26 protein-coding genes are annotated in these 25,553 nt (G+C 62.9%); 16 read left to right on the top strand and 10 right to left on the bottom strand.

Annotated features, from left to right (window positions below; translation table 11 throughout):
• Positions 1-50: 50 nt before the first annotated feature.
• On the top strand, positions 51-236 hold the full coding sequence (locus ACJJVH_RS09775) for a DUF1059 domain-containing protein (protein WP_112803795.1): 186 nt from the start codon (positions 51-53) through the stop codon (positions 234-236).
• A gap of 45 nt (positions 237-281) precedes the next feature.
• On the opposite strand, the gene ACJJVH_RS09780 is transcribed toward ACJJVH_RS09775, so the two are convergent.
• From ACJJVH_RS09780 to ACJJVH_RS09790, 3 genes are read right to left on the bottom strand one after another with little or no spacing between them, the layout of a single operon-like run.
• Positions 282-1,538 carry a CCA tRNA nucleotidyltransferase gene (locus ACJJVH_RS09780; protein WP_412063814.1) on the bottom strand — a complete coding sequence of 419 codons (1,257 nt, stop codon included), beginning with the start codon at positions 1,536-1,538 and terminating at the stop codon, positions 282-284.
• Positions 1,535-2,170: a CoA pyrophosphatase gene (locus tag ACJJVH_RS09785; protein ID WP_113356553.1), complete on the bottom strand. Its 636-nt coding sequence runs from the start codon at positions 2,168-2,170 to the stop codon at positions 1,535-1,537. Before ACJJVH_RS09785 ends, ACJJVH_RS09780 begins: the two co-directional genes overlap by 4 nt.
• Positions 2,167-2,790, bottom strand: a complete 624-nt coding sequence (locus ACJJVH_RS09790; protein ID WP_112803792.1) for a DUF1285 domain-containing protein — start codon at positions 2,788-2,790, stop codon at positions 2,167-2,169. Before ACJJVH_RS09790 ends, ACJJVH_RS09785 begins: the two co-directional genes overlap by 4 nt.
• A gap of 168 nt (positions 2,791-2,958) precedes the next feature.
• On the opposite strand from ACJJVH_RS09790, the gene ACJJVH_RS09795 reads away from it, so the two are divergent.
• Genes ACJJVH_RS09795 through ACJJVH_RS09815 form a run of 5 tightly spaced genes read left to right on the top strand, consistent with a single transcriptional unit; the run spans position 2,959 to position 10,246 of the window.
• The gene (locus tag ACJJVH_RS09795; RefSeq protein ID WP_112803791.1) at positions 2,959-3,972 is read left to right on the top strand and encodes an AAA family ATPase; all 1,014 of its coding nucleotides are present in this window, start codon (positions 2,959-2,961) and stop codon (positions 3,970-3,972) included.
• 26 nt (positions 3,973-3,998) lie between these two features.
• Positions 3,999-4,919 (top strand): DUF58 domain-containing protein, encoded by a 921-nt coding sequence (locus ACJJVH_RS09800; RefSeq protein ID WP_112803790.1) that lies wholly within the window; start codon positions 3,999-4,001, stop codon positions 4,917-4,919.
• The gene (locus ACJJVH_RS09805; RefSeq protein WP_412063815.1) at positions 4,916-7,741 is read left to right on the top strand and encodes a DUF4159 domain-containing protein; all 2,826 of its coding nucleotides are present in this window, start codon (positions 4,916-4,918) and stop codon (positions 7,739-7,741) included. Before ACJJVH_RS09800 ends, ACJJVH_RS09805 begins: the two co-directional genes overlap by 4 nt.
• 1 nt (position 7,742) lies before the next feature.
• Positions 7,743-9,815, top strand: a complete 2,073-nt coding sequence (locus ACJJVH_RS09810) for a hypothetical protein (protein ID WP_113422061.1) — start codon at positions 7,743-7,745, stop codon at positions 9,813-9,815.
• Between the two features lie 5 nt (positions 9,816-9,820).
• Positions 9,821-10,246, top strand: coding sequence for a GNAT family N-acetyltransferase (locus ACJJVH_RS09815; RefSeq protein ID WP_112803787.1), 426 nt, complete (start codon positions 9,821-9,823; stop codon positions 10,244-10,246).
• A 37-nt stretch (positions 10,247-10,283) separates the two neighbouring features.
• Here ACJJVH_RS09815 and ACJJVH_RS09820 read toward each other — a convergent pair whose 3' ends face one another.
• Positions 10,284-10,859: a GNAT family N-acetyltransferase gene (locus ACJJVH_RS09820; protein WP_112803786.1), complete on the bottom strand. Its 576-nt coding sequence runs from the start codon at positions 10,857-10,859 to the stop codon at positions 10,284-10,286.
• A gap of 349 nt (positions 10,860-11,208) precedes the next feature.
• Between ACJJVH_RS09820 and ACJJVH_RS09825 the strand changes: the two genes are divergently transcribed.
• Entirely contained in the window at positions 11,209-12,198 is a 990-nt protein-coding gene (locus tag ACJJVH_RS09825; RefSeq protein WP_113369586.1) for a glutathione S-transferase family protein, read from the top strand.
• Between the two features lie 15 nt (positions 12,199-12,213).
• On the opposite strand, the gene ACJJVH_RS09830 is transcribed toward ACJJVH_RS09825, so the two are convergent.
• Entirely contained in the window at positions 12,214-12,705 is a 492-nt protein-coding gene (locus tag ACJJVH_RS09830; RefSeq protein ID WP_113369585.1) for an NUDIX domain-containing protein, read from the bottom strand.
• A gap of 68 nt (positions 12,706-12,773) precedes the next feature.
• Between ACJJVH_RS09830 and ACJJVH_RS09835 the strand changes: the two genes are divergently transcribed.
• The 5 genes from ACJJVH_RS09835 to ACJJVH_RS09855 all read left to right on the top strand — a co-directional run bounded on the left by ACJJVH_RS09835 (position 12,774) and on the right by ACJJVH_RS09855 (position 16,040).
• Entirely contained in the window at positions 12,774-13,694 is a 921-nt protein-coding gene (locus ACJJVH_RS09835) for a metallophosphoesterase family protein (protein ID WP_412063816.1), read from the top strand.
• A 446-nt stretch (positions 13,695-14,140) separates the two neighbouring features.
• A complete protein-coding gene (locus ACJJVH_RS09840) occupies positions 14,141-14,653 on the top strand; it encodes an RNA polymerase sigma factor (RefSeq protein ID WP_412063817.1) in 513 nt (170 codons plus the stop codon).
• 21 nt (positions 14,654-14,674) lie between these two features.
• The gene (locus ACJJVH_RS09845; protein WP_412065155.1) at positions 14,675-15,502 is read left to right on the top strand and encodes an anti-sigma factor; all 828 of its coding nucleotides are present in this window, start codon (positions 14,675-14,677) and stop codon (positions 15,500-15,502) included.
• 100 nt (positions 15,503-15,602) lie between these two features.
• A complete protein-coding gene (locus tag ACJJVH_RS09850; RefSeq protein WP_112803781.1) occupies positions 15,603-15,806 on the top strand; it encodes a hypothetical protein in 204 nt (67 codons plus the stop codon).
• Positions 15,807-15,884: 78 nt separating this feature from the next.
• On the top strand, positions 15,885-16,040 hold the full coding sequence (locus tag ACJJVH_RS09855; protein ID WP_412063818.1) for a hypothetical protein: 156 nt from the start codon (positions 15,885-15,887) through the stop codon (positions 16,038-16,040).
• Between the two features lie 84 nt (positions 16,041-16,124).
• Here ACJJVH_RS09855 and leuA read toward each other — a convergent pair whose 3' ends face one another.
• On the bottom strand, positions 16,125-17,837 hold the full coding sequence (leuA, locus tag ACJJVH_RS09860; protein WP_412063819.1) for a 2-isopropylmalate synthase: 1,713 nt from the start codon (positions 17,835-17,837) through the stop codon (positions 16,125-16,127).
• A 328-nt stretch (positions 17,838-18,165) separates the two neighbouring features.
• The gene (locus tag ACJJVH_RS09865; protein ID WP_412063820.1) at positions 18,166-19,350 is read right to left on the bottom strand and encodes a benzoate/H(+) symporter BenE family transporter; all 1,185 of its coding nucleotides are present in this window, start codon (positions 19,348-19,350) and stop codon (positions 18,166-18,168) included.
• Between the two features lie 192 nt (positions 19,351-19,542).
• Between ACJJVH_RS09865 and ACJJVH_RS09870 the strand changes: the two genes are divergently transcribed.
• Genes ACJJVH_RS09870 through ACJJVH_RS09880 form a run of 3 tightly spaced genes read left to right on the top strand, consistent with a single transcriptional unit; the run spans position 19,543 to position 21,883 of the window.
• Positions 19,543-20,328, top strand: coding sequence for a DeoR/GlpR family DNA-binding transcription regulator (locus ACJJVH_RS09870; protein ID WP_112803777.1), 786 nt, complete (start codon positions 19,543-19,545; stop codon positions 20,326-20,328).
• A gap of 21 nt (positions 20,329-20,349) precedes the next feature.
• The gene (locus tag ACJJVH_RS09875) at positions 20,350-21,534 is read left to right on the top strand and encodes an MFS transporter (protein ID WP_412065156.1); all 1,185 of its coding nucleotides are present in this window, start codon (positions 20,350-20,352) and stop codon (positions 21,532-21,534) included.
• Entirely contained in the window at positions 21,500-21,883 is a 384-nt protein-coding gene (locus ACJJVH_RS09880; protein ID WP_112803776.1) for a VOC family protein, read from the top strand. The genes ACJJVH_RS09875 and ACJJVH_RS09880 overlap by 35 nt, the downstream gene beginning before the upstream one ends.
• A gap of 220 nt (positions 21,884-22,103) precedes the next feature.
• On the opposite strand, the gene ACJJVH_RS09885 is transcribed toward ACJJVH_RS09880, so the two are convergent.
• Entirely contained in the window at positions 22,104-22,691 is a 588-nt protein-coding gene (locus ACJJVH_RS09885; protein WP_112803775.1) for an ATP-dependent Clp protease proteolytic subunit, read from the bottom strand.
• Between the two features lie 231 nt (positions 22,692-22,922).
• Between ACJJVH_RS09885 and ACJJVH_RS09890 the strand changes: the two genes are divergently transcribed.
• On the top strand, positions 22,923-23,726 hold the full coding sequence (locus ACJJVH_RS09890) for a DUF2076 domain-containing protein (protein ID WP_412063821.1): 804 nt from the start codon (positions 22,923-22,925) through the stop codon (positions 23,724-23,726).
• Between the two features lie 60 nt (positions 23,727-23,786).
• Here the strand turns inward: ACJJVH_RS09890 and queF are convergent, their stop codons facing one another.
• Together queF and ACJJVH_RS09900 are read right to left on the bottom strand one after the other, a co-directional pair.
• The gene (gene queF, locus ACJJVH_RS09895; protein ID WP_113369578.1) at positions 23,787-24,251 is read right to left on the bottom strand and encodes a preQ(1) synthase; all 465 of its coding nucleotides are present in this window, start codon (positions 24,249-24,251) and stop codon (positions 23,787-23,789) included.
• A 1-nt stretch (position 24,252) separates the two neighbouring features.
• Positions 24,253-25,167 carry a cation diffusion facilitator family transporter gene (locus tag ACJJVH_RS09900; protein ID WP_112803772.1) on the bottom strand — a complete coding sequence of 305 codons (915 nt, stop codon included), beginning with the start codon at positions 25,165-25,167 and terminating at the stop codon, positions 24,253-24,255.
• Positions 25,168-25,553 lie beyond the last annotated feature (386 nt).

The following is a 25,553-nucleotide window of genomic DNA, read 5'->3' on the forward strand; positions in this document are numbered from 1 at the left end:
ACCCTTCGGCATGAAGGGAGGCGAACCTATGCAGAGATGAGGAGGAAGATATGCGACTGTTCGAATGTGGTACGCTCGTGCCCGGCTGCGCCTGGCATACCCGCGCCAAGGACGATGCCGAAGTGGTCCGTCGCGCCGTCGAGCATATGCGTGAAGCGCATGGCGAAACGATCATCCGGGAAAACATGGTCGACAATATCAAGGCCCGAATCCGCGACGAGGCTCACGCCGCCTGATTGGAGCGGATCGGTCAATCGGACCTTGAGGTCAAGCCCTGCATATCAGACATCGGCCAACTCCTTCAGTCGGGCGAGGAGGCTCGCCCGGTTCAGCGAAAAATTCCCGTCGAGCCATTCCTGTTCCAGCCTGGCCATAAGCTCGCCGACGCGCGGCCCGGCGCTGATACCGGCCGCGAGCGCATCCGCGCCGCTGATCGGGAAAGCCGGTTTTTTCCACTTTGCCACGCGCTCCAGCAGCTTTCCCAGCCGCGCAACGCGCGCCATTTCCTCGAAATCGCTTTCCGCCTTGGTTCGGGCAGTCACCAGCGCCAGCTTCAGACGGACGGCAACGCCCGATGGATCGTGACGGTAAAGGAGCCGGTCGAAGGCCGCTTCCGAGATATCGTCCTTGACGACGGGCGTATTGGCCCAGGCCAGAAGATAGGCGCCCTCGGCTTTCGAAAGGCGCAGCCGCTGCGCGAGCTTGGCAAGCCTTGCCGCATCCGGCGGGACGATGGCGGCGAGCCGCAGCAGGGGCTCAGGTGGCCAGCCGAGCACGTTCTCGGTTGCGACAAGCCCTGGAATGGCGTCGATACCCCACTTCTCGGTTTCCGGCAGCACCTCGGTCAATATGCCGATCTGGCGCATCCACAGCAGCGCCCTGCCCGGATCGGGCGCCGCCAGCAGCTTCTTCATTTCCGACCAGACGCGCTCGGCCGAAAGGGTGGCGATCTTCGATTTTGCGGCGGCACAGGCGCGCAGCCCGTCCGCATCGGGCCGGCCGCTGCCGTAATAGGCAAAGAAGCGGAAGAAACGCAGGATCCGCAGGTGATCTTCGGCAATCCGAACCGCCGCATCGCCGATGAACCGAATGTTGCGGCGCTCCAGATCGGCAAGCCCGCCGACAAGATCCACGACCTTGCCGTCGGCGGAGGCATAAAGTGCATTGATGGTCAGGTCGCGCCGTTCGGCATCCGCGTGCCAGTCCTGGCTGAAGGCGACACGGGCGCGGCGTCCGTCCGTTTCAACGTCGCGCCGCAAGGTGGTGATTTCGAACGGCGTTCCGTCGACGACCAGGGTGACGGTGCCGTGCGCGATGCCTGTCGGCACTGCCTTGATCCCCGCCGCCTCCGCTCTTTCGACGACAGCCTCCGGCAAAAGCGTGGTGGCTATGTCGACATCGGCGACCGGCAGGCCCATCAGGCTGTTGCGCACCGCCCCGCCGACCACACGCCCCTCGCCGCCATCGGCATCGAGTAATGACAGCACCCGCCGCAGCGCCTTGTCGCGAAACCACGCCTCATCGGCAACGGACGTCATGTATAGAGCCTTTCGTAAAGCGTGCGGACGATGCCCGCCGTGATGCCCCAGATCATGCGCTGGCCATAGGGCATGCGATAGAAATGACGCTCTGTCCCCTGCCAGAGCATCGTATCCGTGACATGGTGGCTTGGGTCCATCAGAAACGAGAGCGGCACCTCGAAGGCATCCTCCACCTCGGTCGGATTGAGGTCGAGATGAAAGCCCGGCTTCACCACGGCGAGTATGGGCGTGATGCGAAAGCCGGTGGCCGCCAGATAATGCGGCAGCCGGGCTACGGGCTCGATGAAGATATCCGCCAGCCCGATCTCCTCGCCCGCCTCGCGCACGGCCGCCATCTCCGGCGACGCGTCTTCCGGATCGATGGCGCCGCCCGGAAAGGCGATCTGGCCGGAATGCTTGCGCAGGGTCGAGGTTCTGAGCGTGAAGATGACCTTGGCATCGTCTCCGTTTTCGACGACGGGCACGAGGACAGCGGCATCCTTCAGCTTCAGGTCCGCGACCTGCGATATGGTCTCGGGGTTGAGGCGGTGATCGCCGTGATCGCGCCAGGCGAGATCGATCGGGCCGCCGCTCTGATGAAGCGCGCGTCGCCGAAACTCGTCAGCGGAGTAAAGGGGGAATTCGCTCATCGAGTCAGGGCATCCAGTTCTGCTACCGGCATGATCGGAAAGATCGAGCCGCCGGAGCGTACGCAGAACATGTCACGGCCGGCAATTTCAATCGGCTCGCCAAGTTCGACGAGATCGTACATGACGGCGCGCGTCACCAATGCTTCCAGCCGGCCGCGGACATGTAGATAGGGCTTCAGCTCGTCGTTCTCGCCTCGGATGACGAAACGGATCGGATGCTCCCTGCCCGCCTCCACGACATCGCCGACATTCGTGCGGAAGGTCAGCAACCGCTTGCCGTCACGCTCCGTCACACTCATCTCGACTGCCACGAACGGCGCATCGGCAACGCGGATTCCCACCTTCTCCGCAGGCGTGACGAGATAGGTCTTTCCGTCCTCATCCTTGCGCAGGACTGTGGAAAACAGCCGCACCAGCGGCGCGCGGCCGATCGGCGTGCCAAGATAGAACCAGGTGCCGTCGGCACGGATTTCCATGTCGATATCGCCGCAGAACGGCGGATTCCAACGGTCGACGGGCGGCAAACCCTTCTTTCGGCCGCCGCTATCGCCGGCTGCGCGCGAAATCAGCGCCGCGAGGCTCGCTGCATCGCCAGTTGCCTTGATTTCCTCGGTTGCCATTCTTCTGTCCCGGTTGGCCGTTAGTGACGAATACGACAGTTTCTCACGAGATAGTCATTTGAAACGCGCTTGTCAGCCGTCTTCGTGGCGATAAGTTGTATTGATTATGAGGCAAATGTGTAACGTCTGCGAATCGCGCGTACCGTTTTTCTGCCATTGGAGACGCAAATGGGCATGATCAAATCGACCGAAACGACCCTCGACGAGCAGGCCATCATCGCATCCGCCGAAAAGGCGCTGGGCGATATCGCCGCCGTTCGCCAGGAGGTGTCGAAGGTCATTTTCGGCCAGGAAAGCGTCGTGGAGAACACATTGCTCGCCGTGCTCGCCGGCGGCCATGCGCTGCTGGTCGGCGTGCCGGGCCTTGCCAAGACCAAGCTTGTGACGACGCTCGGCGCCGTCCTCGGCCTCGCTTCCAGCCGCGTGCAGTTCACGCCCGACCTGATGCCTTCGGATATTCTCGGCTCCGAAGTGATGGACCAGGATGAAGGCGGCCGCCGTTCCTTCCGTTTCGTCAAGGGACCGGTCTTCGCGCAATTGCTGATGGCCGACGAAATCAATCGCGCCTCGCCGCGCACGCAGTCGGCGCTGCTGCAGTCGATGCAGGAATATCACGTCACCATCGCCGGCCAGCGTTACGATCTGCCCGCTCCGTTCCACGTTCTCGCCACGCAGAACCCGCTGGAGCAGGAAGGCACCTATCCGCTGCCGGAAGCCCAGCTCGACCGCTTCCTGCTGCAGGTCGATGTCGACTATCCCGAGCTTGCCGACGAGCGCCGCATCCTGCTCGAAACGACGGGTCTCGGCGAAGCCACGCCGCAGGCCGTCATCAACGCCGATCGATTGCTGGAAATCCAGCAGCTGATCCGCCAGATGCCCGTCGGCGACGGCGTGGTCGACGCCATCCTGTCGCTGGTGCGCTCCGCCCGCCCGGGCCAGGGCAATGCCGCCACCGACAAGCACGTCGCCTGGGGCCCCGGCCCGCGCGCCGGTCAGGCCATGATGCTGTGCGCCCGCGCCCGCGCACTCTATGAAGGCCGCCTTGCGCCGTCGATCGACGACGTGCTCGCTCTTGCCGAGCCCGTGCTCGAGCACCGCATGGCGCTGACCTTTGCGGCCCGCGCCGAGGGCATGTCCGTGCGCGATGTCATTGCAGGTCTGGTCAAGCAGTCAAGATCGTGACCCGGATGTCTAGGAGAGTATAACGCGTGGCATCCATCGGACAGACCGTCAGACCGACTTCAGGCAACGATGCCCTCTCCCGAGCCCGCAGTCGTGCCGCACTCGTGCCGGATTGCCTTGTCGAAGCCAAGCGCATCGCCAACACCGTCATCGCCGGCTGGCACGGCCGGCGCAAACGCGGCATCGGCGAGAATTTCTGGCAGTTCCGCCCCTATACCGAAGGCGAGAGCCTGTCGCGCATCGACTGGCGACGCTCCGCCCGCGACGATCACACCTATATCCGCGATCACGAATGGGAAGCCGCCCACACGATCTGGCTCTGGGCCGACCTGTCGCCCTCGATGATGTACAAGTCGACCTATGGTCATGCTTCCAAGGAGGGCCGCGCGCTCGTCCTCATGCTGGCGCTTGCCGAAATTCTCTCCCGTTCCGGCGAGCGCATCGGCTGCCCCGGCATCATGGAGCCGGTCTCAACCCGCAATGCCGCAGAGCGTCTGGCCGCCGCCCTGATGCACACGCCGCTCGAAGGCGGCCTGCCGCAGACGGCGATGATCCGCGGCTGGAGCGATATCGTTCTGATCGGCGATTTTCTCGACGATGCCGACAGCGTCATGGGCCGGATCGGGCCGCTGGCGCGCCGGGGATTGCGCGGCCATGTGATCGAGGTCGCCGACCCCGCCGAAGAGCTCTTTCCCTATAGCGGGCGTACCGAATTCAGCGATCCCGAAACGGGCTCGAAGCTGATTGCCGGCCGCGCGGAAAACCTGCGCGAGGACTATCAGCGCGCCTACCTCGCCCGCCGCGAGAACCTCGGCCAGTCGCTGCGCCATCTCGGCTGGACCTTCGTCAGTCATCGCACCGACCGGCTGGCCTCCGAGGCGCTGGTCGCCGTGCATATGTACCTTTCCGGCATGCCCGCCAGGGTCGCCTCCGGAGGGCAGCCATGAGCGGTCTCTCCTTCGCATTCGCTTCGCCGGCCATCCTCGCAGCCCTGATCCTGCTCCCTGCGATCTGGTGGCTGCTGCGCCTCACGCCGCCGCAGCCACGGGCGGAAGTCTTTCCGCCGCTGCGCATTCTGGCGACCATCCTCAAGCGTGAGGAAACGCCGGCGCGCAGCCCATGGTGGCTGACGTTGCTGCGCATGCTGCTCGCCGCTCTGGTCATTCTCGCCATCGCCAATCCCATGTTCAATCCGCGCAGCAATACGCTGTCGAGCAGCGGCCCGCTGGTGCTGATGATCGACAATGGCTGGGCGACCGTGTCGGACTGGGAACGCCGCGTGCGCACCGCCGACGCGCTGATCGACGATGCCGACGCGAAAGGCATTCCCGTTTCGATCGCCTTCACTGCCGAGCAGGGTAACGATGCGACGCCGGGTGCTGCCGCATCGGCGCGCGACAAGCTGCATGCGATGAATCCTCGGTCGCTGGTACCGGATCGCCAGCGCGCCGCCGACGCCGTGAAAGCGGCGCTCAATGGCCGCAAGCCCGGCACCGTCGCCTTCCTCTCCGACGGCATCGAAAGCAAGGAGAAGGACGATATCGTCAGCCGGCTCGCCGCCCTGCAGCCGAGCGAACTGCGGCTGATCGAAGGCGATGGCCAGAATATCGTGGCCATTACCGGCGCGGCCAATACCGCCAACAACATGACCGTCACCGCCACACGGCTGAACGGCACCGGCCCGATGCGCCTCGGGTTGACCGCGCAGGACAATCAGGGCCGGCCCATCGCCGCCGGTTCGCTTGATTTCACCGGCGGCCAGACCGTCGCCACCGGCTCCATCGCCGCGCCGTTCGAAATGCGCAACGATTTCGCCCGCGTCAGCATCGACCGCCAGGCGAGCGCGGGCTCCGTCTATCTGCTGGACGATGGGTTTCGCCGCCGCCGCGTGGCGCTCCTCTCCGGTCAGGCCGCCGACGAATTCCAGCCGATCCTGTCACCGCTTTATTATATCCAGCGCGCGCTCCAGCCCTATGCCGACCTGACCCAGCCCAACAGCGCCGATCTGGCCAAATCGATCCCCGAACTGCTCGCGGGCAACCCCTCGGTCATCATCATGGCCGATGTCGGCCGTCTGCCGCAGGAAGCCTATGCGCCGCTGCAGCAATGGATCCAGAACGGGGGCACCCTCGTCCGCTTCGCCGGCCCGCGCCTTGCCGCAGCCCCTGCCGACGATCCCCTCGCTCCCGTGACGCTGCGGCAGGGAGAGCGCACCTTTGGCGGCGCGCTTTCCTGGGCCGAGCCGCAGCCGCTTGCCGATTTCCCGTCGTTCGGCCCGTTTGCCGGCATGCCGAAACCGAAGGACGTGCTGATCAAGCGGCAGGTCCTGGCCGAACCGACACCGGATCTGGCCGAGCGCACCTGGGCAAGCCTTGCCGACGGCACGCCGCTCGTCACCGAGAAGCAGATGCAGGCCGGACGCATCGTCCTCTTCCATGTCAGCGCCGAACCGCAATGGTCAAACCTGCCGATTTCAGGCGATTTCGTCGAAATGCTGCGTCGCATCGTCCAGCTGTCGCGCGCCGCCGGTGTCGCCTCGGCGGAAGGCGCAGCCGCCAAGGCCGGCGAGGCGATGCCTCCCTACCGGCTTCTGAGCGCCAGGGGCGTCCTGACCAGCGAGATCGGCAGCGCCCGCCCGCTGGAGCCGAACAACAAGGCCGCTCCGGTCGCAAACTTCGACAACCCACCCGGCCTCTATGGTTCCGAGGAAGGCTTTACCGCGCTCAATACCCTGCCGCAGGGAACCAAACTCAATCCGCTTGATACATCGGGCGCGGGCTCCGTCACGCGGGAAGGCCTCATCGGCGGGGAAGCATGGTCGGCAAAGCCGATCCTCTTCATGCTCGCCTTCCTCGTTCTGCTGGCTGACAGCCTGATCGTGCTCTTCATGAATGGTGCCTTCCCCCGGCTGGGCAGATCGGCAAAAACCATGGCGGGCGGTGCAGCGGTGCTGTTGCTGGCCTTGTCGGTTGCGGTCTTCCTGCATCCCGCAAGCGCGCTGGCCGACGATTCGAAGCCCGGCGACGACACCATCTTTTCACGGCTGGACAAGACGCATCTGGCCTATGTCGTGACAGGCGAGTCGGACGTCGATCGCATTTCCGAGCGCGGGCTTGCCGGCCTTTCCGATTACCTCACCTATCGCACCACGCTGGAACCGGGCGCACCGGTAGGCCTTGATCCTGCCAAGGACGAGCTGGCTTTTTATCCGCTTATCTACTGGCCGGTCTCGGCGACGGCGCCGATGCCGTCCAACGACGCCATCAACCGCATCGATGCCTATATGCGCAATGGCGGCACGGTGCTCTTCGATACCCGCGACGCCATAGACACGATGGGCGACACCTCGACGCCGAGCCCGAACGGCCAGCGGCTACAGCAGATCCTCGCCAATCTCGACATCCCCCCACTGGAGCCGGTGCCGGCCGGGCATGTGCTGACCAAATCCTTCTACCTGCTGTCGAGCTTCCCCGGCCGCTATGCCGACAGCCCGCTCTGGGTGGAGGCACGGCAGGATACGCGCCGCGACGCAAATGCCGTCGCCACCTCCGACGGCGTGACGCCGATCATGATCACGGGCAACGATTTCGCCGGTGCCTGGGCCGTCGATGACAACGGCTCCCCGTTGCTGCCGACCGTGCCCCCGGATGAGACCCAGCGGGAATATGCCTACCGAACGGGCGTCAACATCATGATGTACATGCTGACCGGAAACTATAAATCCGACCAGGTCCACGTTCCGGATATCCTGCAGCGCCTGGGGCAATAATATGAATATCGGTTTTGCCCCTTTCCTCCCCTGGCCCATTCTAGCCGCTCTGGCGGTGCTGACGCTCGCCATCGCGGCGCTTGCGATCTACAGACGCCTGCGCGGCGGCTGGATCCGGGCCCTGGCAGGCGTCGCACTGCTGGCCGCGCTTGCCAATCCGGTGCTGATGCAGGAGGATCGCGACCAGCTGACGACCATCGTTCCCGTCATCGTAGACCGCAGCCTCAGCCAGCAGACGCCGGAACGGGCGAAGATGACGGATGCCGCGCTGGCGATGCTGAAGGATCGGCTGGCGCAGTTCCCGCGCATAGAACCCCGCATCGTCGAGGTGCGCGATCCGGCGGAATCGGCGTCGCCGTCGACGCGGCTTTTCTCCGCCCTCTCCTCGGCGGTCGCGGATGTGCCGCCAGCCCGCATCGGCGCCGCGATCCTCCTGACGGACGGCCAGATTCACGATATCCCCGGCGTCAACCAGCAACTTGGCTTCGATGCGCCCATTCACGGGCTGATCACCGGCAAGCCGGACGAGTTCGACCGCCGCATCGAAATCGTGCGCGCGCCTCGCTTCGGTATCGTCAATGACGAACAGCAGCTGGTGTTTCGTGTCGTCGATGATGGCAAGAGCCCGGGCGGCACCGCCGCCGTGACGATCAGGATGAACGGCGACGAGATCGCCACGCTGCAGGCAACGCCCGGCCAGGACACGCCCTTCAGCTTCAAGGTGCCCCGCGCCGGCAACAACGTGCTCGAATTCGCCGTGGCCACAGTGCCCGGCGAAGTCACCGACATCAACAACCGCACGGTCCAGCTGATCGAAGGCATCCGCCAGAACATGCGTGTTCTGCTCGTCTCCGGCGAGCCGCATGCCGGCGAGCGCGCATGGCGCAATCTCCTGAAGTCGGACGCATCCGTCGATCTCGTGCACTTCACCATTCTGCGCCCGCCGGACAAGCAGGACGGAACGCCGATCAACGAGCTTTCGCTGATCGCCTTCCCGACGCGCGAGCTTTTCGTCGACAAGATCAGCTCTTTCGACCTGATTATTTTCGATCGCTACCAGGACCGTCAGAATGTCCTGCCGACGATCTATTATGATTACATGGCGCAATATGTCGAAAACGGCGGCGCGCTGCTCGTGGCGGCCGGTCCCGAGCATGCGGGCGGCAGCTCGATCGCGCTGACGCCGCTCGCCTCGGTGCTGCCGGCCGAGCCGACGGGCCAGATGATCGAGAAAGCCTTCTATCCGCGCCTGTCGGATCAGGGCCGGAAGCATCCCGTGACGCGCGGCCTGGATGGTTCGGACACCGAGCCGCCGCATTGGGGCCGCTGGTTCCGCAGCGTCGATGTCGAGAAGCCGCAGGGCCAGACGGTGATGGTCGGCGCCGACAACAGCCCGCTTCTGGTGCTGAACCGCGTCGGCCAGGGCCGCGTCGCCATGCTGCTCTCCGATGAAGGCTGGCTCTGGGCGCGCGGCTTCGAAGGCGGTGGCCCGCATGTGTCGCTCTATCGCCGCATCGCCCACTGGCTGCTGAAGGAACCGGCGCTGGAAGAAGAAGCGCTGACGGCAAACGCCGCCGGGCGCACGCTGCAGGTGACGCGCCAGACCATCGGCGACGATCCCGGCCCGGCAACGATCAAGCTGCCGTCCGGCAAGACGGAGACGTTGCCGCTGAAGCAGACGCAGCCGGGTCTCTATCAGGCCGAAAAGCATATGGACGAGATCGGGCTCTATCAGATCGCCAACGGCAATCTGTCGACCCTGGTCCATATCGGCGCCATCGACGCCCCGGAGTTCAAGGCGATGATCTCGACCACCGAGACGCTGAAGCCGCTGGCGCAGAAGACCAAGGGTCTCGTCACCCGCGTTGCCGCTGCAAATGGCGGCGTCACGGTTCCGCAGGTCCTGCCGGTGCGCGGCGCCGTGCGCGTCGCAGACGGCCAGCGCCTGACTATCCGCATGACCGACGAAACCGTCTTGAAGGGGATCAACACTCTGCCCCTGTTTGCGGGTTTCGCCGGTCTCGCTGTCCTCCTCTTTGCCTTCTCCGCCACATGGTGGCGTGAAGGACGGTAGTTATCATGACGCAACTCCATGTGACCGGAAGTCCCTCGGAAAGCGAACTCGCGGCCATCAGCGAGGGATTGACGGCCTTCAACGCCAACGATGTCGGCCCCTCCGGCCGCCAGCCCCTGGCGGTTCTGATCCGCGACGATACCGGCAAGATCATTGGCGGCATGTCCGGCTATACAGCCTGGGGGTGGCTGTTCACGCAGTGGCTCTTCGTGCCCGAGACCCTCCGGGGACAGGGCATGGCCGGAAAGCTGCTGGAAGCAGCCGAGGCGGAGGCAAGTGCGCGAGGCTGCCTCGGGGCGTGGATCGATACCTTCAATCCGCAGGCGCTGAAGGCTTATCAACGGCAGGGCTATGCCATCTTCGGCGAACTGCCCGACTTTCCCGCCGGCCGCAGCCGCTTCTTCCTGCAGAAGAAGCTATCGCCCCGCTGATATCAGGCAGGGCGATAGCTTCGCGGGAACAAAAAACTCAGACGGCAATCCTGGTGAGTTGCACGGCATCGACCGGATCGTCGTCTTCAGCGTCTTCGACGGCCGAAACGGAATCGTCGCGCCAGGCGATAGGGCCATGCAGCCGCGCATGCGTGTCGGCTGCAATCGGCACGACCAGCACCCGGTTGGCATCGACGGGACCCGGAAACGTCAGCGCGTTATAGGCGACCTTCTCGAACCCGAGCGGACCGTAATAAGGCGGATCGCCGACAAGGATCACGGCTTCCGATCCCTTGCGCTTGGCCGCCTCGACGGCAATCCGCACAAGCTCGCGGCCAATGCCCTTGCTCTTGTGCGAGGGGCGCACGGCAAGCGGGCCGAGCAGATGTCCCTTGACCGATCCGGCCATTACGGGGGTCATGCGCACGGAGGCGATGGTCTCGCCGTCGTCGGCGCAGACGAAGGACAGCGCCCGATCATGCGGCCCCTGCTCGCGAATGCGGGCAGCGGCGCGCGTAAACCGGCCCGGGCCGAACGCTTCTTCGTTGATGAGTTCGATGACAGCGTCGTGCGACGCATCCTCAGTGAGGTAGACCAGATCGTGCTTGTACATTAGACCAAGGAAACCAGATAGACGGACGATAGTGTTCTCGAAAGCGCTCGTGGAGCGTTCAAGGTCATCGGCGTCGTCGCAGGCTTCTGGTGACTTTCATGACAAGGGGTCCTTAAAGTGTGAAAAGCCGGATAGCAGGAAATATTCGGTGCGTCCAATGCAAAATGCATGCTGACGTCCCTCCATGCAAGATCGGTCCCGCACCGCGGCTTTTCCGCTGCATGGCATGGATGCGGCGAGCCGCCTCCCGGACCTGCGACGCACTGTTCATCATTTGCCGTCTCGAAATCCGGCGCGCATGCCGTATGTTCCTTGCAAGTTTTCGGCAATTTCCCGAAAGGATTGAACGATGGGCATGCTGGTGGACGGCGTCTGGCACGACGTCTGGTACGATACCAAGGAGACGAAGGGCCATTTCAAGCGCGCCGCGTCGCAGTTCCGCAACTGGGTGACGGCGGATGGCAGTCCCGGCCCAACGGGCACGGGCGGCTTCAAGGCCGAGGCAGGACGTTATCACCTCTACGTCTCCCTCGCCTGCCCCTGGGCGCACAGAACCCTGATCTTCCGCAAGCTGAAGAAGCTCGAAGATTTGATTTCGGTCTCGATCGTCGATCCGCTGATGCTGGAAAACGGCTGGGAATTCAAAGGGAAAGACGGCGGAACGGTCGATCATCTCTTTGGCGCGGGCAAGCTGTGGGAGGTCTACCTCAAGGCCGACCCGCACTATTCCGGCCGCGTGACCGTTCCCGTTCTCTGGGACAAGCAGATGGGCACGATCGTCAACAACGAATCAGCCGAGATCATCCGCATGTTCAACAGCGCCTTCGATGGCCTGACCGGCTCCACGGCGGATTTCTATCCGGCCGACCTGCGCGCCGATATCGATGCCCTGAACGAGCGCATCTACGACACGGTCAACAACGGCGTCTACAAGGCCGGCTTCGCGACAACGCAGGAAGCCTATCAGAAAAATGCGCTCCGCCTGTTCGAAACACTCGACATGCTCGACCAGCGGCTGGCGACGAAGCGCTACCTGCTCGGCGACCGGCTGACGGAGGCGGACTGGCGGCTGTTCACGACGCTTGTCCGCTTCGACGCCGTCTATGTCGGCCATTTCAAATGCAATATTCGCCGTATTGCCGATTATGCCAACCTTTCGGCCTATCTGCGCGATCTCTACCAGGTGGCCGGAGTTGCCGAGACGGTCAACATCGCGCACATCAAGAACCACTATTATCGCAGCCACAAGACGATCAACCCGACCGGTATCGTGCCGATCGGGCCGGCGCTGGACTTCGACCGCCCGCATGGCCGCGGGCAACTGGCGAAAGCCGCCTGACGTGAAGGCCGCCGTCTACCAATAACTGGAGGGAGCCTCCGCCCCTTCCAGTTCCCTGAGCCTGCGATAGGTGGCCTTTGTCGTGCCCGGCGGCAGCGAATCGAGTGCAAAGAAGCCGCTTTCGACGATTTCGCGATCCGGTTTGCGCGGCGCGGTCTGCGTGACGTTGACCCGGTAGAAAACGACGTGGTCGCGTTTGCTGGTGTGGTTGTTGAAATAGACGTGGAAGAGCTGCGGCCTGCCCGAGATTGCAAGATTGCCCTCCTCGCGCAATTCCTTGGCCAGCGCCTGCTCCACCGTCTCGTGGCGCTCGACGCCGCCGCCGGGCATGTGCCATCCGGCGATATAGGAATGCCGGACCAGGAAAATCCGCCCGTCGCCATCGAAGCAGGCGGCGCGCACGCCGAGCGTCATGCTGCGGGTCAGCACAAAATAGATATGCAGCGCGCGACCGAACAGCCGTACCGCTAAGCCCTGCCCCTCGTCCCGTCTATTCTCGCCGCTCATGCCCGAACCCCGGCGCATCGATCGGCAATCAGATCAGGGATGTATTTGTTTTGGCAATGGAGTGGGCTATGTCTCATTCCATGTTCAAGCTCGCGCATATTTCCGATGTTCATCTTGGTCCGCTGCCACGCCTTTCGGTCAGAGAACTTGCCTCCAAACGCATTACCGGATTTGTGAACTGGCACCGGAACCGGCGCAAGCATCTTTTTGGCGACACGCTCGATCTCCTTCTTGACGACATCAAGGCGAAACAGGCCGACCATCTGGCCATAACCGGCGATCTCGTCAATCTTGCGAGCGGCATGGAGATTCAGACGGCGGCCGCATGGCTGAAGACCGTCGGCGATCCTCTCGATACCTCCGTCGTTCCCGGCAACCACGATGCCTATGTGCCCGGCGCATACGAAAAAGCCATGCGTGCCTGGTATCCTTACGTCAAAGGCGATCGCGCCTCTGCCGAATGGGAGGACGACAAGCATATCTTCCCTTACCTGCGTATCCGCGGACAGGTCGCGTTGATCGGCTGTTCGACAGCCGTCGCCACACCACCCTTTGCCGCCAGCGGCTTCTATTCCGCCCGTCAGGCGCGTGAGACGGTGAACATGCTGCGCGCCGCCGAGGATGCCGGGCTCTTTCGCGTCGTCATGATCCATCATCCGCCGATCCGCGGCGCGACCAGCTTCTACAAGCGCATGATCGGCATTCGCCGCTTTGCGGCCGTCATTTCGACGGGTGGCGCCGAACTCGTGCTGCATGGCCATACGCATCTCAACACCCTGCACTGGCTGCGCGGCCAGATGGGGCCGGTGCCCGTCGTCGGAATAGCCTCCGCATCGCAGGGGGTCGGAGGACTGAAGCCCCGCGCCGCCTACAACCTCTTCAGCATTGCCGGCCGGCCGGGCGCATGGGAGCTGAAAGCGGAGCGCTACAGCCTCGATGACAAGGGTAGCGGCGTGGACCCGGAAGGCTTCGATATTCTGGCGACGTGACCGGCGTTTTCAGGCGCCGGACGGCATCGTTTCCATAGCGTTTTCCCAGATACGGAGCTACAATCGAACCATCGATATCCTGATGGTCAGGCTGGAACTTGGCGGCGCGATGAAGGGCACAGCAAATGGTGGCCTGCGCTCCCGGGCCGCTGTCCGAACCCATCGCGCGTGGCGGCGGCAGCGGCTTTGCCTGTCGCGCGCAGGCGCCATCGCCAGGCGCCGATATCGCCTTTTGAAATGTCCAGGCCGGCTCTTGGCGGATCGCCGCCCGAATGGATAGGGTTCAGTCCGCGCGCGTTTTTTGAAGACTTGCGAAACGGCACAGAAATGGTTCATACCAATACAGGACGATCATTCTGCTCTCATCGTCTTTCCTGCGGGAAAGACCGTCATTTGCAGCGGAACATCGACTGTGTGACAACCTCCAACGCATTCCTGGAACGATCATGCCCACGCCGGTAGCTGCCATGGATATCAGACGCGATCTGGTTGGCCTTCTTCCGAAGCTGCGCCGCTTCGCGGTGACGCTGACCGGCGATCTGGCCGAGGCCGACGAGCTGGTGCAAAGCGTCTGCCAGAAAGGCATCGCCAAATACCATCTGTGGAACAGCGGCGGCAAGCTGGAGAGCTGGCTCTACACCATGGCCCGGCACCAATGGGTCGATGAGGCGCGGCGCCACAAGCTGCGCCCCGCCACGAAGGGCAGCGCTCTGGAACAGGGCGAGCCGGCGCCCGGCATCCATTTAAATCCGGTAGAAGCGGGCGAAGCGCATCGCCTCGTCACATCTTTGCCCGAAGGTCTTGCCAGTGTCTTCGTGCTGGTCGATGTCGAAGGGCACAGCTACAAGCAGACGGCCGATATTCTCGGCATTCCGCTATCGGCAGTGATGTCGCGGCTCTCCAGCGCGCGTCTTTACCTTGCCTCTCAGGGTCACAGTCGCTCGCCTCGAAGGTTTTAAGAATTGCAGGACATGAAGAAGATGCCGCTCGAAGTCCGCTTGTCCGCCTTCATGGATGGCGAGATGAGCCGCGAGGAAAAGGAAGAGCTGGAAAGGCTCATTGCTTCCGATCCGGATGCACGGCGCATTTTCGACGAACTGAAACATGGTTCCGATGTCGGCCGCAAGGCTTTCGACGAGGTTCTGAAGGAGCCGGTGCCGCTGGCGCTGGTTCGCTCCATCAAAAGCGCCCAGCCTCCGAAGACGCGCGATCCCTCCCCCCGCCCCGCCCGGCAATCTCTGAAACTGGCGCCGACGGGCAGGCAATCGCTGGCCGCAGCCCTCATCCTGTTCGCGCTCGGTGGCGGGATCGGCTACTTCGTCGGCATGCAGCCATCGGCCGTGCCTGCCGCCGCACCCGTCAGCCCGGCGCAGGCCGCGGCACGCAACTGGCTGGATGACATAGCCTCCTACCATCGCATCTATTCGCGTCAGCCGCGCCATATGGTCGAACTGCAGGCGAGCGAATTGGACGAGATTGCCAAATGGCTGACCAGCACTGTCGGCGTCAAATTCAATTTTCCGGATCTTGCCGCCGATGGCCTTGTCTTTCAGGGTGCCCGCATGTTCATCGCCGGCGGCAAGCCCGTCGGACAGCTGATCTACAAGAACCTCGACGGCGATGTCGTCGCCATCTGTTTCACCAAATCCGACGGCACCGGCGACGAAGACGGCGATTTCAATGAAACCATCAAGGACGATATCAGCATCGTCTCCTGGCATCGCAACGACGCGACCTACGCCGTCGTCGCCCCCTCCTCGGATGCGATGCTCGACCAGATCGCCAACAGGGTATCCTCGGAAATCTGACGACGCGTCTGCGCGTTTTGCAGCTTGCAGCTGCGAGCCCGTCGAGGGATAATGGTCCGCGACAACTGCATAAGTACGCTATTTTTGCTGGAGTTCCGACATGTCCGACGTTCTGCTGACCCTTCCCGAAATCGACAGGCGCATTGCGGTGATAAGAGAAAATCTTCGTGAGCTGATCGAACAGGCCGCAGCCTTCTCGGGCGCAGCCGACGAAGAGCGGAATTCGGAGCGCATCGCCGAACAGGAAGAAGAACTCGAGCGCCTGACGAAACAACGCGACGCGCTCTCCCGGCAGAAATCGTGAACGAAGAAACGACGGAAGCCGTCTGGATGATGCCTCCCCGATTGCCGGGCGCTGGGCTTCTTCGCATGGATCACGGAAATGGCTGACGACGCCCTGATCCGATTTGTGACCCGGCAAGACTACGAGCAGTGGCTGATCCTGTGGGAGGGCTACAACAGCAAGGGCGATGCACGTTTACGACAAGATGGCAGAGCGCTCCGGATTCGTCGTGTATCGCAAGTCACTCTGAGGTGACACCACTCCCCGCAATCCGCCACCGGTCGAACAAAAAATTCCCCCGGCATAACCGGGGGATCTCAGTCAAAGCTACGGATGGCTTCAGACCTGCTTCGCCCTGATATCGAGCACGCGGTTTGCAGCCGATACGATTGCCTCAAGGGACGCGGCAACGATATTGGTGTTGATGCCGGCGCCGAAGAGCTTGCCGTCCGGATAGGAAATCTCGACATAGGAGATCGCCGAGGCATTCGAGCCATGCTGGAGCGAGTGCTCGGAATAATCCTCGACCGACATCGGAATGCCCACATAGATCGAGAGCGCGTTGATGAAACCGTCGATGGGTCCGTTGCCGCGCCCTTCGATGCGCTTCACCTCGCCGTTGTCGGTGATCTCCGCGGCGACGATGCGCTGTCCCTTATGCTCGGGATCGGCAAACGTGTGATGGTCGACGAAACGAATCCGAGCATCCGGCTGCGTCACATAGCGCTCGATGAAATGCTCGTAGATGCGCCTGGACGGCAATTCCTTGCCTTCCTCGTCGGTGATACGCTGGATCTCCTCGCGATATTCCACCTGGAGGTTGCGCGGCAGGTTCAGCCCATAGTCCTGCTGCATGATGTAGGCGATGCCGCCCTTGCCGGACTGCGAGTTGATACGGATGATCGCCTCATAGGTGCGGCCGACATCCTGCGGGTCGATCGGCAGATAGGGCACTTCCCAGACCGGATCGTTGGCGACCTTGGCCGCCTTCATGCCCTTGTTGATCGCATCCTGATGCGAGCCGGAGAAGGCCGTGTAGACCAGTTCGCCGACGTAAGGGTGACGCTCGCCGATCGCCATCTGGTTGGAATATTCGAAGACTTCCTTCATGCGCTCGATATTCGAGCAGTCCAGCTCGGGATCGACCCCTTGCGTGAACATGTTCAGCGCCATGGTGACGACATCGACGTTGCCGGTGCGCTCGCCATTGCCGAACAGCGTGCCCTCGACGCGGTCCGCGCCCGCCATCAGGGCCAGTTCGGCGGCGGCGATGCCGGTGCCGCGGTCATTGTGCGGGTGCAACGAGATGATCAGGTTTTCACGATTGTCGAGGTTGCGGCACATCCATTCGATCTGGTCGGCATAGATGTTCGGCGTCGCCATTTCGACCGTCGAGGGCAGGTTGATGATCAGCTTGTTGTCCGGCGTCGGCTTCACGACGTCGATCACGGCGTTGCAGATCTCCAAAGCCACATCCAGCTCGGTTCCGGTGAAGCTTTCCGGCGAATATTCGAAGCGATAACCGCCGCCGGCCTTGGCCGCCATGTCGGTAATCATCTTGGCCGCATCGACGGCAATCTGCTTGATGCCCTGCACGTCCTTGGCAAACACCACGCGGCGCTGCAATTCGCTGGTGGAATTGTAGAAGTGCACGATCGGCTTGTTGGCGCCTTCCAGCGCCTCGAAGGTGCGGGTGATCAATTCCGGGCGGCACTGCACGAGAACCTGCAGCGACACGTCGTCAGGCACGTTGCCATGCTCGATGCACCAGCGGGCAAAGTCGAAATCGGTCTGCGAAGCGGAGGGAAAGCCGATCTCGATTTCCTTGAAGCCCATATCCAGCAGCAGCTGGAACATGCGCGCCTTGCGGTCATGGCCCATCGGGTCGACGAGCGCCTGGTTGCCGTCACGCAAGTCGACCGAACACCAGATCGGCGCCTTGGTGATGGCCTTGGACGGCCAGGTCCGGTCGGGAATGTTGATTTGCGGATAGGCGCGGTATTTTACCGTCGCTTCGGGCATGCCTTTGGGGGAATGGCTGTTCGCGTCCATGATCTCGTCTCTTCCTTTCCCGTCATTTCGTCCCGCGTCTTAACCGATCGGATGCGGCTTGGCGATGAGAAATGCGGACCCTTTACGGGTATGCTGTCGATTTTAGGGTAAGTCGCGAGGAGCGATGGCCAGCGGGCTTTTCGGCCGCCGGGCGCTCCTCAACGGACCCGGCAACCGCGCGTAAGGCCGAGAAGGAGAAGCGAAGTGAGGGCGCGCGTATTGTCACGCAAGGCAACGCGCCCGCGAGCAATCTGTTCGGAAATCTTTGCGCCAGTCAACTTCATGGCCGCGCTTATAGCCGCCGGATCGAAAAGAAGCAACCCCCTGCTCACGTCTTCAGCATCCGCACGCCACGCGACAGCGCCAGCATCAATCCGCCGGCGATCAGGCCCCAGAAGGCGCCGGAAATGCCGCCGAAGGAAACACCCGATGCCGTCACGAGAAAAGTGATGGCGGCAGCTTCGCGCGATTCCGGTTGCTGGAAGGCGTTCAGAGCGGAGTTCGACAGCGCGCCGACCAGCGCTAGACCGGCGACAGCCTCGATGAGAATCGGCGGCGCGAGCGCCACGAAAGCCGTCACGGCGCTGGCGAGCAATCCGAAGATCACGTAACCGATGCCGGCGATGATCGCCGCCCAATAGCGCCGCCCGGGATCGGCATGCGCATCGTGCCCGGCGCACATGGCGGCAGTGATGGCCGCGAGATTGACGGCATGACCGCCGAAGGGAACGGCAAGCAGCGAAAACACGCCGGTCACGGCAAACAGCGGACCCGGCTTCGGATCGTAGTCATGCACCTTCAGCACCGCGATGCCGGGAATGTTCTGCGACGCCATCGTCACGATGAACAGCGGCAGCGCGATGGAAACGATGCCGGCCAGCGTGAAGACCGGCTTCACGAATTCGACCGTCGGCAACAGCGAGTGCTCGAGCGAGGCAAGCGCGCCGTCCGGTATCTTCACGCCGAATGCGAGGACCAGGGCAAAGGCCGCAAGTGCCGCCGGCACCGCCCAGAGCCGCTTGAAGGCACCGACGACGATCCAGGCGAGGATGATCGGCAAGCCGAAAGCCGGATTGAAGCCGATGGCCTTCACCGGCGCGAAGCAAAGGCCGAGCAGGACGCCTGCCAGCATGGCATTGGCAAGCGGCGCCGGTATGGCGGCAACGGCCCGGCCGAACGGCCGGAACAGCCCGGCAACGACGATCAATACGCCACAGATGAGGAATGCGCCGACCGCCGCCGGAAAGCCACCCTCGATCGCCCCTGCACTCGCGAGCAGCGCCGCTCCCGGCGTCGACCAGGCGATGCTGATGGGCAGCCTCGTCACAACGCTGAGGATGATGGCGCATAGCCCCATGGCGACGGAGAGCGCCATCAGGCCGGATGCCGCTTGCGCATCCGTCGCACCCACGGCCTGCAGGCCATGGAAGACGACGGCAAACGAGCTGGCAAAACCCACGAACGCCGTGAGACATCCCATGAACAGGCTTTGAACGAAAAAATCTTTGAGCATGACGATGGAAACTCGAACGAAGGGTGATTGAACGCGCATGGAGCATTACAAGCGCCGGGCGTGCAAGTGCACTTTCGGGGCAAAGTGTCGGCAACGATCGCCAAGTTGAATCGCCGCGAATATCGGAAGCGACGCAAATCGCGCACAAACATGCATATTGATTTTCTTGTTTGTACACGATAATGCAAGTTTATGAGTACTTCACTTCCATTATCGCGCCGCGATGTCATCGAGGAACGGCTTGCAGAGGGGCGGCAGATCGTTGCCGCGTCGCTCGCGGCAGAGTTCAACGTTTCAGAAGATGCCGTGCGCCGGGATCTGCGCGCCCTTGCCGCCGAAGGCAAATGCCGGCGCGTCTATGGCGGCGCGCTGCCCCTTCTCACGCCGTCGCAACCCATATCCGCGCGGATCGGGCGGGACTCCGGCCGCAAGAGGGTATTGGCACAGGCAGCCGTCGCGACGATCGAGGCGGGCGAATTCCTCTTTCTCGACGCCGGCAGCACGAACCTCGAAATGGTCGAGTTGTTGCCGAAAAACCTGGGCGTGACGATCGCGACGAACTCCATCGACATAGCAGGCGCGGTCATGAAGCGCGGCGATATCCCGCTCGTCCTGATCGGCGGCGCGGTCAATCCCGTCGTCGGCGGCAGCGTCGATGCTTCCGCGGTCGCAGCCATCGAAGCCATGAACATCGACCGCTGTTTCCTGGGTGTCTGCGCCATTTCGGCAAGAAGCGGCATCAGCGTGTACGAACATGCGGATGCGATCTTCAAGCGGATGCTCCTCAAAAGAAGCGCGGCGCGCATCGGATTGATCACGTCGGAGAAGTTTCACGAACGCGCGCCGCACCGCATCGGCGGCGCGGCCGATATCGATTGGCTTATCGTCGAGGACGACCTGCCAGCCGATGACCGGAAAGCCGCCGTCGATGCCGGCTTCTCGCTCATGACGGCAGGCGACGTGGCCTCTTCCTCCTAATCTCGAAGACAAGGAATGACCATGCAATCCACCGATCGGCCGGAAACCCGGCTGGCAACCCGACTTGCGTTTCTGGTTGCGGGTTTTGCGCTTGCCTGCTGGGCGCCGCTCGTCCCCTTCGCCAAAGCCCGGCTCGGGGTGGATGATGGCGTCCTCGGCATGTTGCTGCTCTGCCTTGGCTCGGGCTCGGTGGCGGCGATGATTGCGACCGGCATGCTGAGCGCGCGATACGGCAGCAAACCGATCATCATCGCGGGCGGCTTTGGGCTCGCGCTCATTCTGCCGACGCTGGCCGTGGCCAGCGCTCCCCTCACCCTCGGCATCGCGCTGGCAGCCTTCGGCGCCTGCCTGGGATCGCTCGACGTGGCCATGAACATTCACGCCGTCGAAGTCGAGAAAGGCGCGGCCAAACCTCTGATGTCCGGCTTCCACGCGCTGTTCAGCATAGGCGGCTTCATCGGTTCTCTGGTGGTCACTCTTCTTCTCTCCGTCAAGGCCGGTCCCCTCGCCGCCACGCTCTTGTGTTCAGCGCTGATGGTCGTCGCAACGCTGGTTGCATGGCCACGCCTGCTTCGCACCGTCCCATCGGCGGATGCGCCGCTCTTCGTCATGCCGCGCGGCTTCGTCATGCTGCTTGCGGCTCTTGCGGCGATCACCTTCCTCGTCGAAGGCGCAATCCTCGACTGGAGCGCCCTGCTGCTCACGACAGAGGGACGGCTCGACGCAAGCCACGGCGGGCTCGGCTACATGCTGTTCGCAATCGCGATGACGGCGGGCCGTCTGGGCGGCGATGCCGTCACCGCAAGATTCGGAGACAGGGCCATCCTGCTATGGGGCGGCATCGTCGCAGTGGCGGGCTTTGCCGTTCTTCTGCTCAGCCCCTTCGCAATCCTTGCCATGGCAGGCTTCCTGTTCATCGGGTTCGGTGCCTCGAACATCGTCCCGGTCCTGTTCCGCAAGGGCGGCGCACAGAAAGACATGCCGGCCGGCCTGGCCGTCGCGGCGATCACCATGACAGGATATGCCGGTGTCCTGGCCGGACCCGCAGGCGTCGGTTTCGCCGCGGATCGTCTTAGCCTGCCCGGCGCCTTCTGGCTGCTCGCCCTATTGCTCTGCGTCGCACCGCTTTGCGCCGGCATCGTTACCCGCAACCAGGAACAGGGAGAGGCCGATGCGGATCGCTCATACAGCTCTGTGGACGTCTGATATCGATGCCGCCGCGCATTTCTGGAAGCGCTATTTCGGCGCGACCGTTGGTGAAGAGTATCGAAGCCGCCGCCGCCCGGGCTTCGTCTCCCGCTTCATCCACCTGCCCGAGAGCGGCGACCAGATCGAGCTGATGACCGGCCCCTGGCTTCCGCCCGAAACACCCGACGAGCGCATCGGCTGGGATCATATAGCGATATCGCTCGGCAGCCGGGAGGCCGTCGCTGCCCTGGCCGAGCGATGCAAGGCGGATGGCTGCCTGAAGTCTGCTCCCCGCATCACAGGCGACGGCTTCTACGAGGCTGTCATCGTCATGCCGGACGGGACGCCGGTCGAAATCACCACATAGGCCGCCGTCCAAACCGAAGGCGACCCGTCGCTGCATGTCTTCCAACTTCGCTGCTTCCGGAAACGTTGCAAACTCCCGAGCGGCGAACGCCGGCGGCGGATCCTTCCGTCGCCGGCACATTTCCTCCGGAGAGAAACGATCCGTATTCCCCAAACAGCAAAGCGCCCCGACTGCCTTCCGGCAAGCGAGGCGCTCAAATCAATCAGGCAAATCCGCCAGCTCAGATGTCCGCCTGCGAGGTCACGATGCGCGAAACCAGGCCATAGGCCTTGGCCTCCTCGGCGGAAAGCCAGTAATCGCGGTCTGTGTCCTTGGCGATCTTTTCGATCGGCTGGCCGGTGGCTTCCGAGAAGATCCTGTTCAGGCGCTCGTTCATCTTGATGATCTCGCGTGCCTGGATTTCGATGTCGGAGGCCATGCCGCGCGTGCCGCCGGACGGTTGGTGCAGCAGGAAGCGCGTGTTCGGCAGGCAAATGCGGCGCTCCTTCGGAGCGGCAACATAGATCAGCGCACCGGCGGAAGCGACCCAGCCCGTGCCGATCACCCAGACCTTCGGCTTGATGAACTTGATCATGTCGTGAATGGAGTCGCCGGACTCGACGTGACCGCCGGGCGAGTTCACGTAGATGCGGATATCGTCATCGCTGGCGGCGGCGAGCGCCACGAGCTGAGAGCACACCTTCTGCGCCAGCTCCTGCGTGATGCCGCCATAAATGAAGATCGAACGCGACTTGAAAAGATTCGCCTCCGCGTCCTTGCCCAAGGGCTGCTCGGTCTTCTTGTCTTCCTGTTCGTCTTCGTCGTTCATTCAACTCTCCAGCATGATGCGTCGTTCACCGCACATAGTGCGACTCAATGCGTAAAACAATGCCGGAAAAAGACAAGGCGGGAATAGCGCCGGGGAACATGGTGTTATGGTTGCGGATTACCGAAATGTAACTTGAATGGCTTTGAAAAGCCGAGATTGCATCCTACGTCAGATCAGCGCGGCACGGCTCGCGCCCCGAATTTACAGCAACAGATAGCCAAGGAGGCCATCATGTCGCCTGAAGAACGTCAATTGCTCGCCTCTCTCTTCGATCGCGTCCGCGGTGCGTCCAGCACCCAGCGCGACGCCGATGCGGAGAACTTCATCAATCAGGCAATCCGCGACCAGCCCTACGCGCCATATTTCCTGGCGCAGGCCGTCATCATGCAGGAACAGGGCATGAAGGCCGCGGCCGATCGCATCCAGCAGCTGGAAGCGCGCATCCATGAACTGGAGCAGCAGGGCGCCGACAATCATCAGCAGGGGCAGAGCGGCGGCTTCCTCGGTGGCATCGGCTCGCTCTTCGGCGGCGGTCAGCAACAGCAGCGCGCAGCCGCCCCGCAGGGCGGCTATCCGCAGCAGCAGGGGCGCCTGTATGACGATTATGCCCGCAATGCGCCGCAGTCCGGCCCCTGGTCCGGCCAACCGCAGCCGTCAGGTCCGTGGAGCCAGCAGGCAGCCGCCCCTTCGGCCGGCGGCAGCTTCCTGCGCGGTGCGCTTGGAACCGCAGCCGGCGTCGCCGGTGGCGTGATGCTGGCGGAATCGCTTTCCAGCCTCTTCAGCCCCCATCTCGGCGGCACGGGCGGCGGCCTCTTCGGCGGTACGGGCAGCGGCCTTTTCGGCGGAGCGGCGAATGCGGCCGAACAGCCGGTGCAGGAGACGATCATCAACAACAACTATTTCGGCAATGACGACAATAGCGATCAGAACGATCAGAGCGCGGCCGATTATGCCCAGGACGCTGCTCAAGACGCTCAGGATGATGATTATGACGACTCATCCTATGACAATGGCGACGACAGCTCTTTCGTCTAGGCCTGAATCGCAGCCCACTCGATAGAAAAGCCGCCATCCTCGGATGGCGGCTTTTTTCATTCAGCCTCGACCGCGATAGGGTTGCACGCCCTGATCCGGTAGCCACACGCCCTCCGGCGGCTTGCCGGTCTGCCAGAAGACATCGATCGGAATGCCGCCGCGCGGATACCAGTAGGCGCCGATGCGCAGCCATTTCGGCTGCAGCAGATCCACCAGGCGCTTGGCGATATAGATCGAGCAATCCTCGTGGAATGCGCCGTGGTTGCGGAAGGAGTGCAGGAAAAGCTTCAGCGACTTCGATTCCACCAGCCATTCGTTCGGTATGTAGTCGATTACGATATGGGCGAAATCCGGCTGCCCCGTCATCGGGCACAGCGAGGTGAATTCCGGCGCCGTGAAGCGAACCACGTAATCGGTGCCGGCATGGCCGGACGGCACTTTTTCCAGAATGGCCGCTTCGGGATTTGCAGCCGTTTCCGTGTGGCTGCCGAGCATCGACAGGCCGGACACATCGGTTTGAGGCATCTCAGGTCTCCTTGATCACTTTGACGCGGATGCCATGGGCCTTCTCGCCCTCCGGCTCCACATGAATGGTTATTTCCGAGCCCGCATGGATCGCCCGTATGGCGTCTTCAAGGCGGTCGCAGATCCGATGCGCTTCCCGCACCGGCATGGCGGCCGGCACCACCATATGAAAATCGACGAAGGTCACGGCTCCGGCCCTGCGCGTCTTCAGATCGTGAACGCCGAGAGACCCCTCGGCATTCTTGGCAATCGCATCCTTGATGACGGCCTCCTCCTCGGGCAGCACGGCCTTGTCCATCAGTCCGTCGATGGAGGCGGAGATGACCTTCCAGCCCTGATAGAGAATGTTGATGGCGACGAGAATGGCAAGCAGGGGATCGAAGATCGGATAGCCGGTGCCAAGCGCCAGCAGCAGGCCGATGAGCACGCCGATCGACGTATAGACATCGGACATGATGTGCTGACCGTCCGCCATCAATGCCGGCGAGCGGTACGTCCGGCCGGCGCGGATCAGGGTCAGCGCCCATATGCCGTTGATGACGCCGGCGACGAAGTTGATCGCCAGACCGATCACCGGCGCCTGCATCGGCTGAGGATTGCCAAGATGCCCTACGGCCTCCTGCACGATCATCAGCGCCGCGACGACGATCATCACGCCCTCGGTGACGGCGGATAGATATTCCGCCTTGTGGTGGCCGAAGGGATGATCGTGGTCGGCCGGTTTCTGTGCGTATCGGATGACGAAAAAAGCTATGAAGGCGGCAACGACGTTGACGAAGGATTCAAGCCCGTCGGACAGGAGCGCCACGGAGCCCGTCAGCCACCAGGCCAGCATCTTCAATCCCATGACGACGAGCGACAGCGGAATGCCCCAAAGGGCGAGCCGCGTGATCGTATCGTTTCCCTGAGCGCTCATGCTCTTCCCCACTTTCCCTGCGTCTGCTCATGCGAATGAATTGCAAAAAAGACGCCGTTGAAATGCAAAACCGCCCGCGCGAAATTCGCGCAGGCGGTTCATTGACTTCCATATGGAACACCATGACTCCTTTGTCAAAGGAAGGAGCCGGTCGATGCACCACAATTCGCCTTCGTGCGGTGAAATGAAAAAGCAACCGCCCATCCTGGCACGCAACGAAGGTTATTCCACGCGCCGGCGCTCCGCGACAATTGGAAGCCGGCGATGGACTGGCCTGTGCAAAAACCTGCTGGTAATTTCCTCGACGATCCGCCACTAAGCTGCGCTTCAGTCCGATATGCGAGAGTGGGCCGCGTCGACCCGCCGCTTCATCCCGCCGCTTCATA

It is taken from the genome of Rhizobium sp. SYY.PMSO (assembly GCF_046840415.1).
Taxonomy (GTDB): domain Bacteria; phylum Pseudomonadota; class Alphaproteobacteria; order Rhizobiales; family Rhizobiaceae; genus Rhizobium.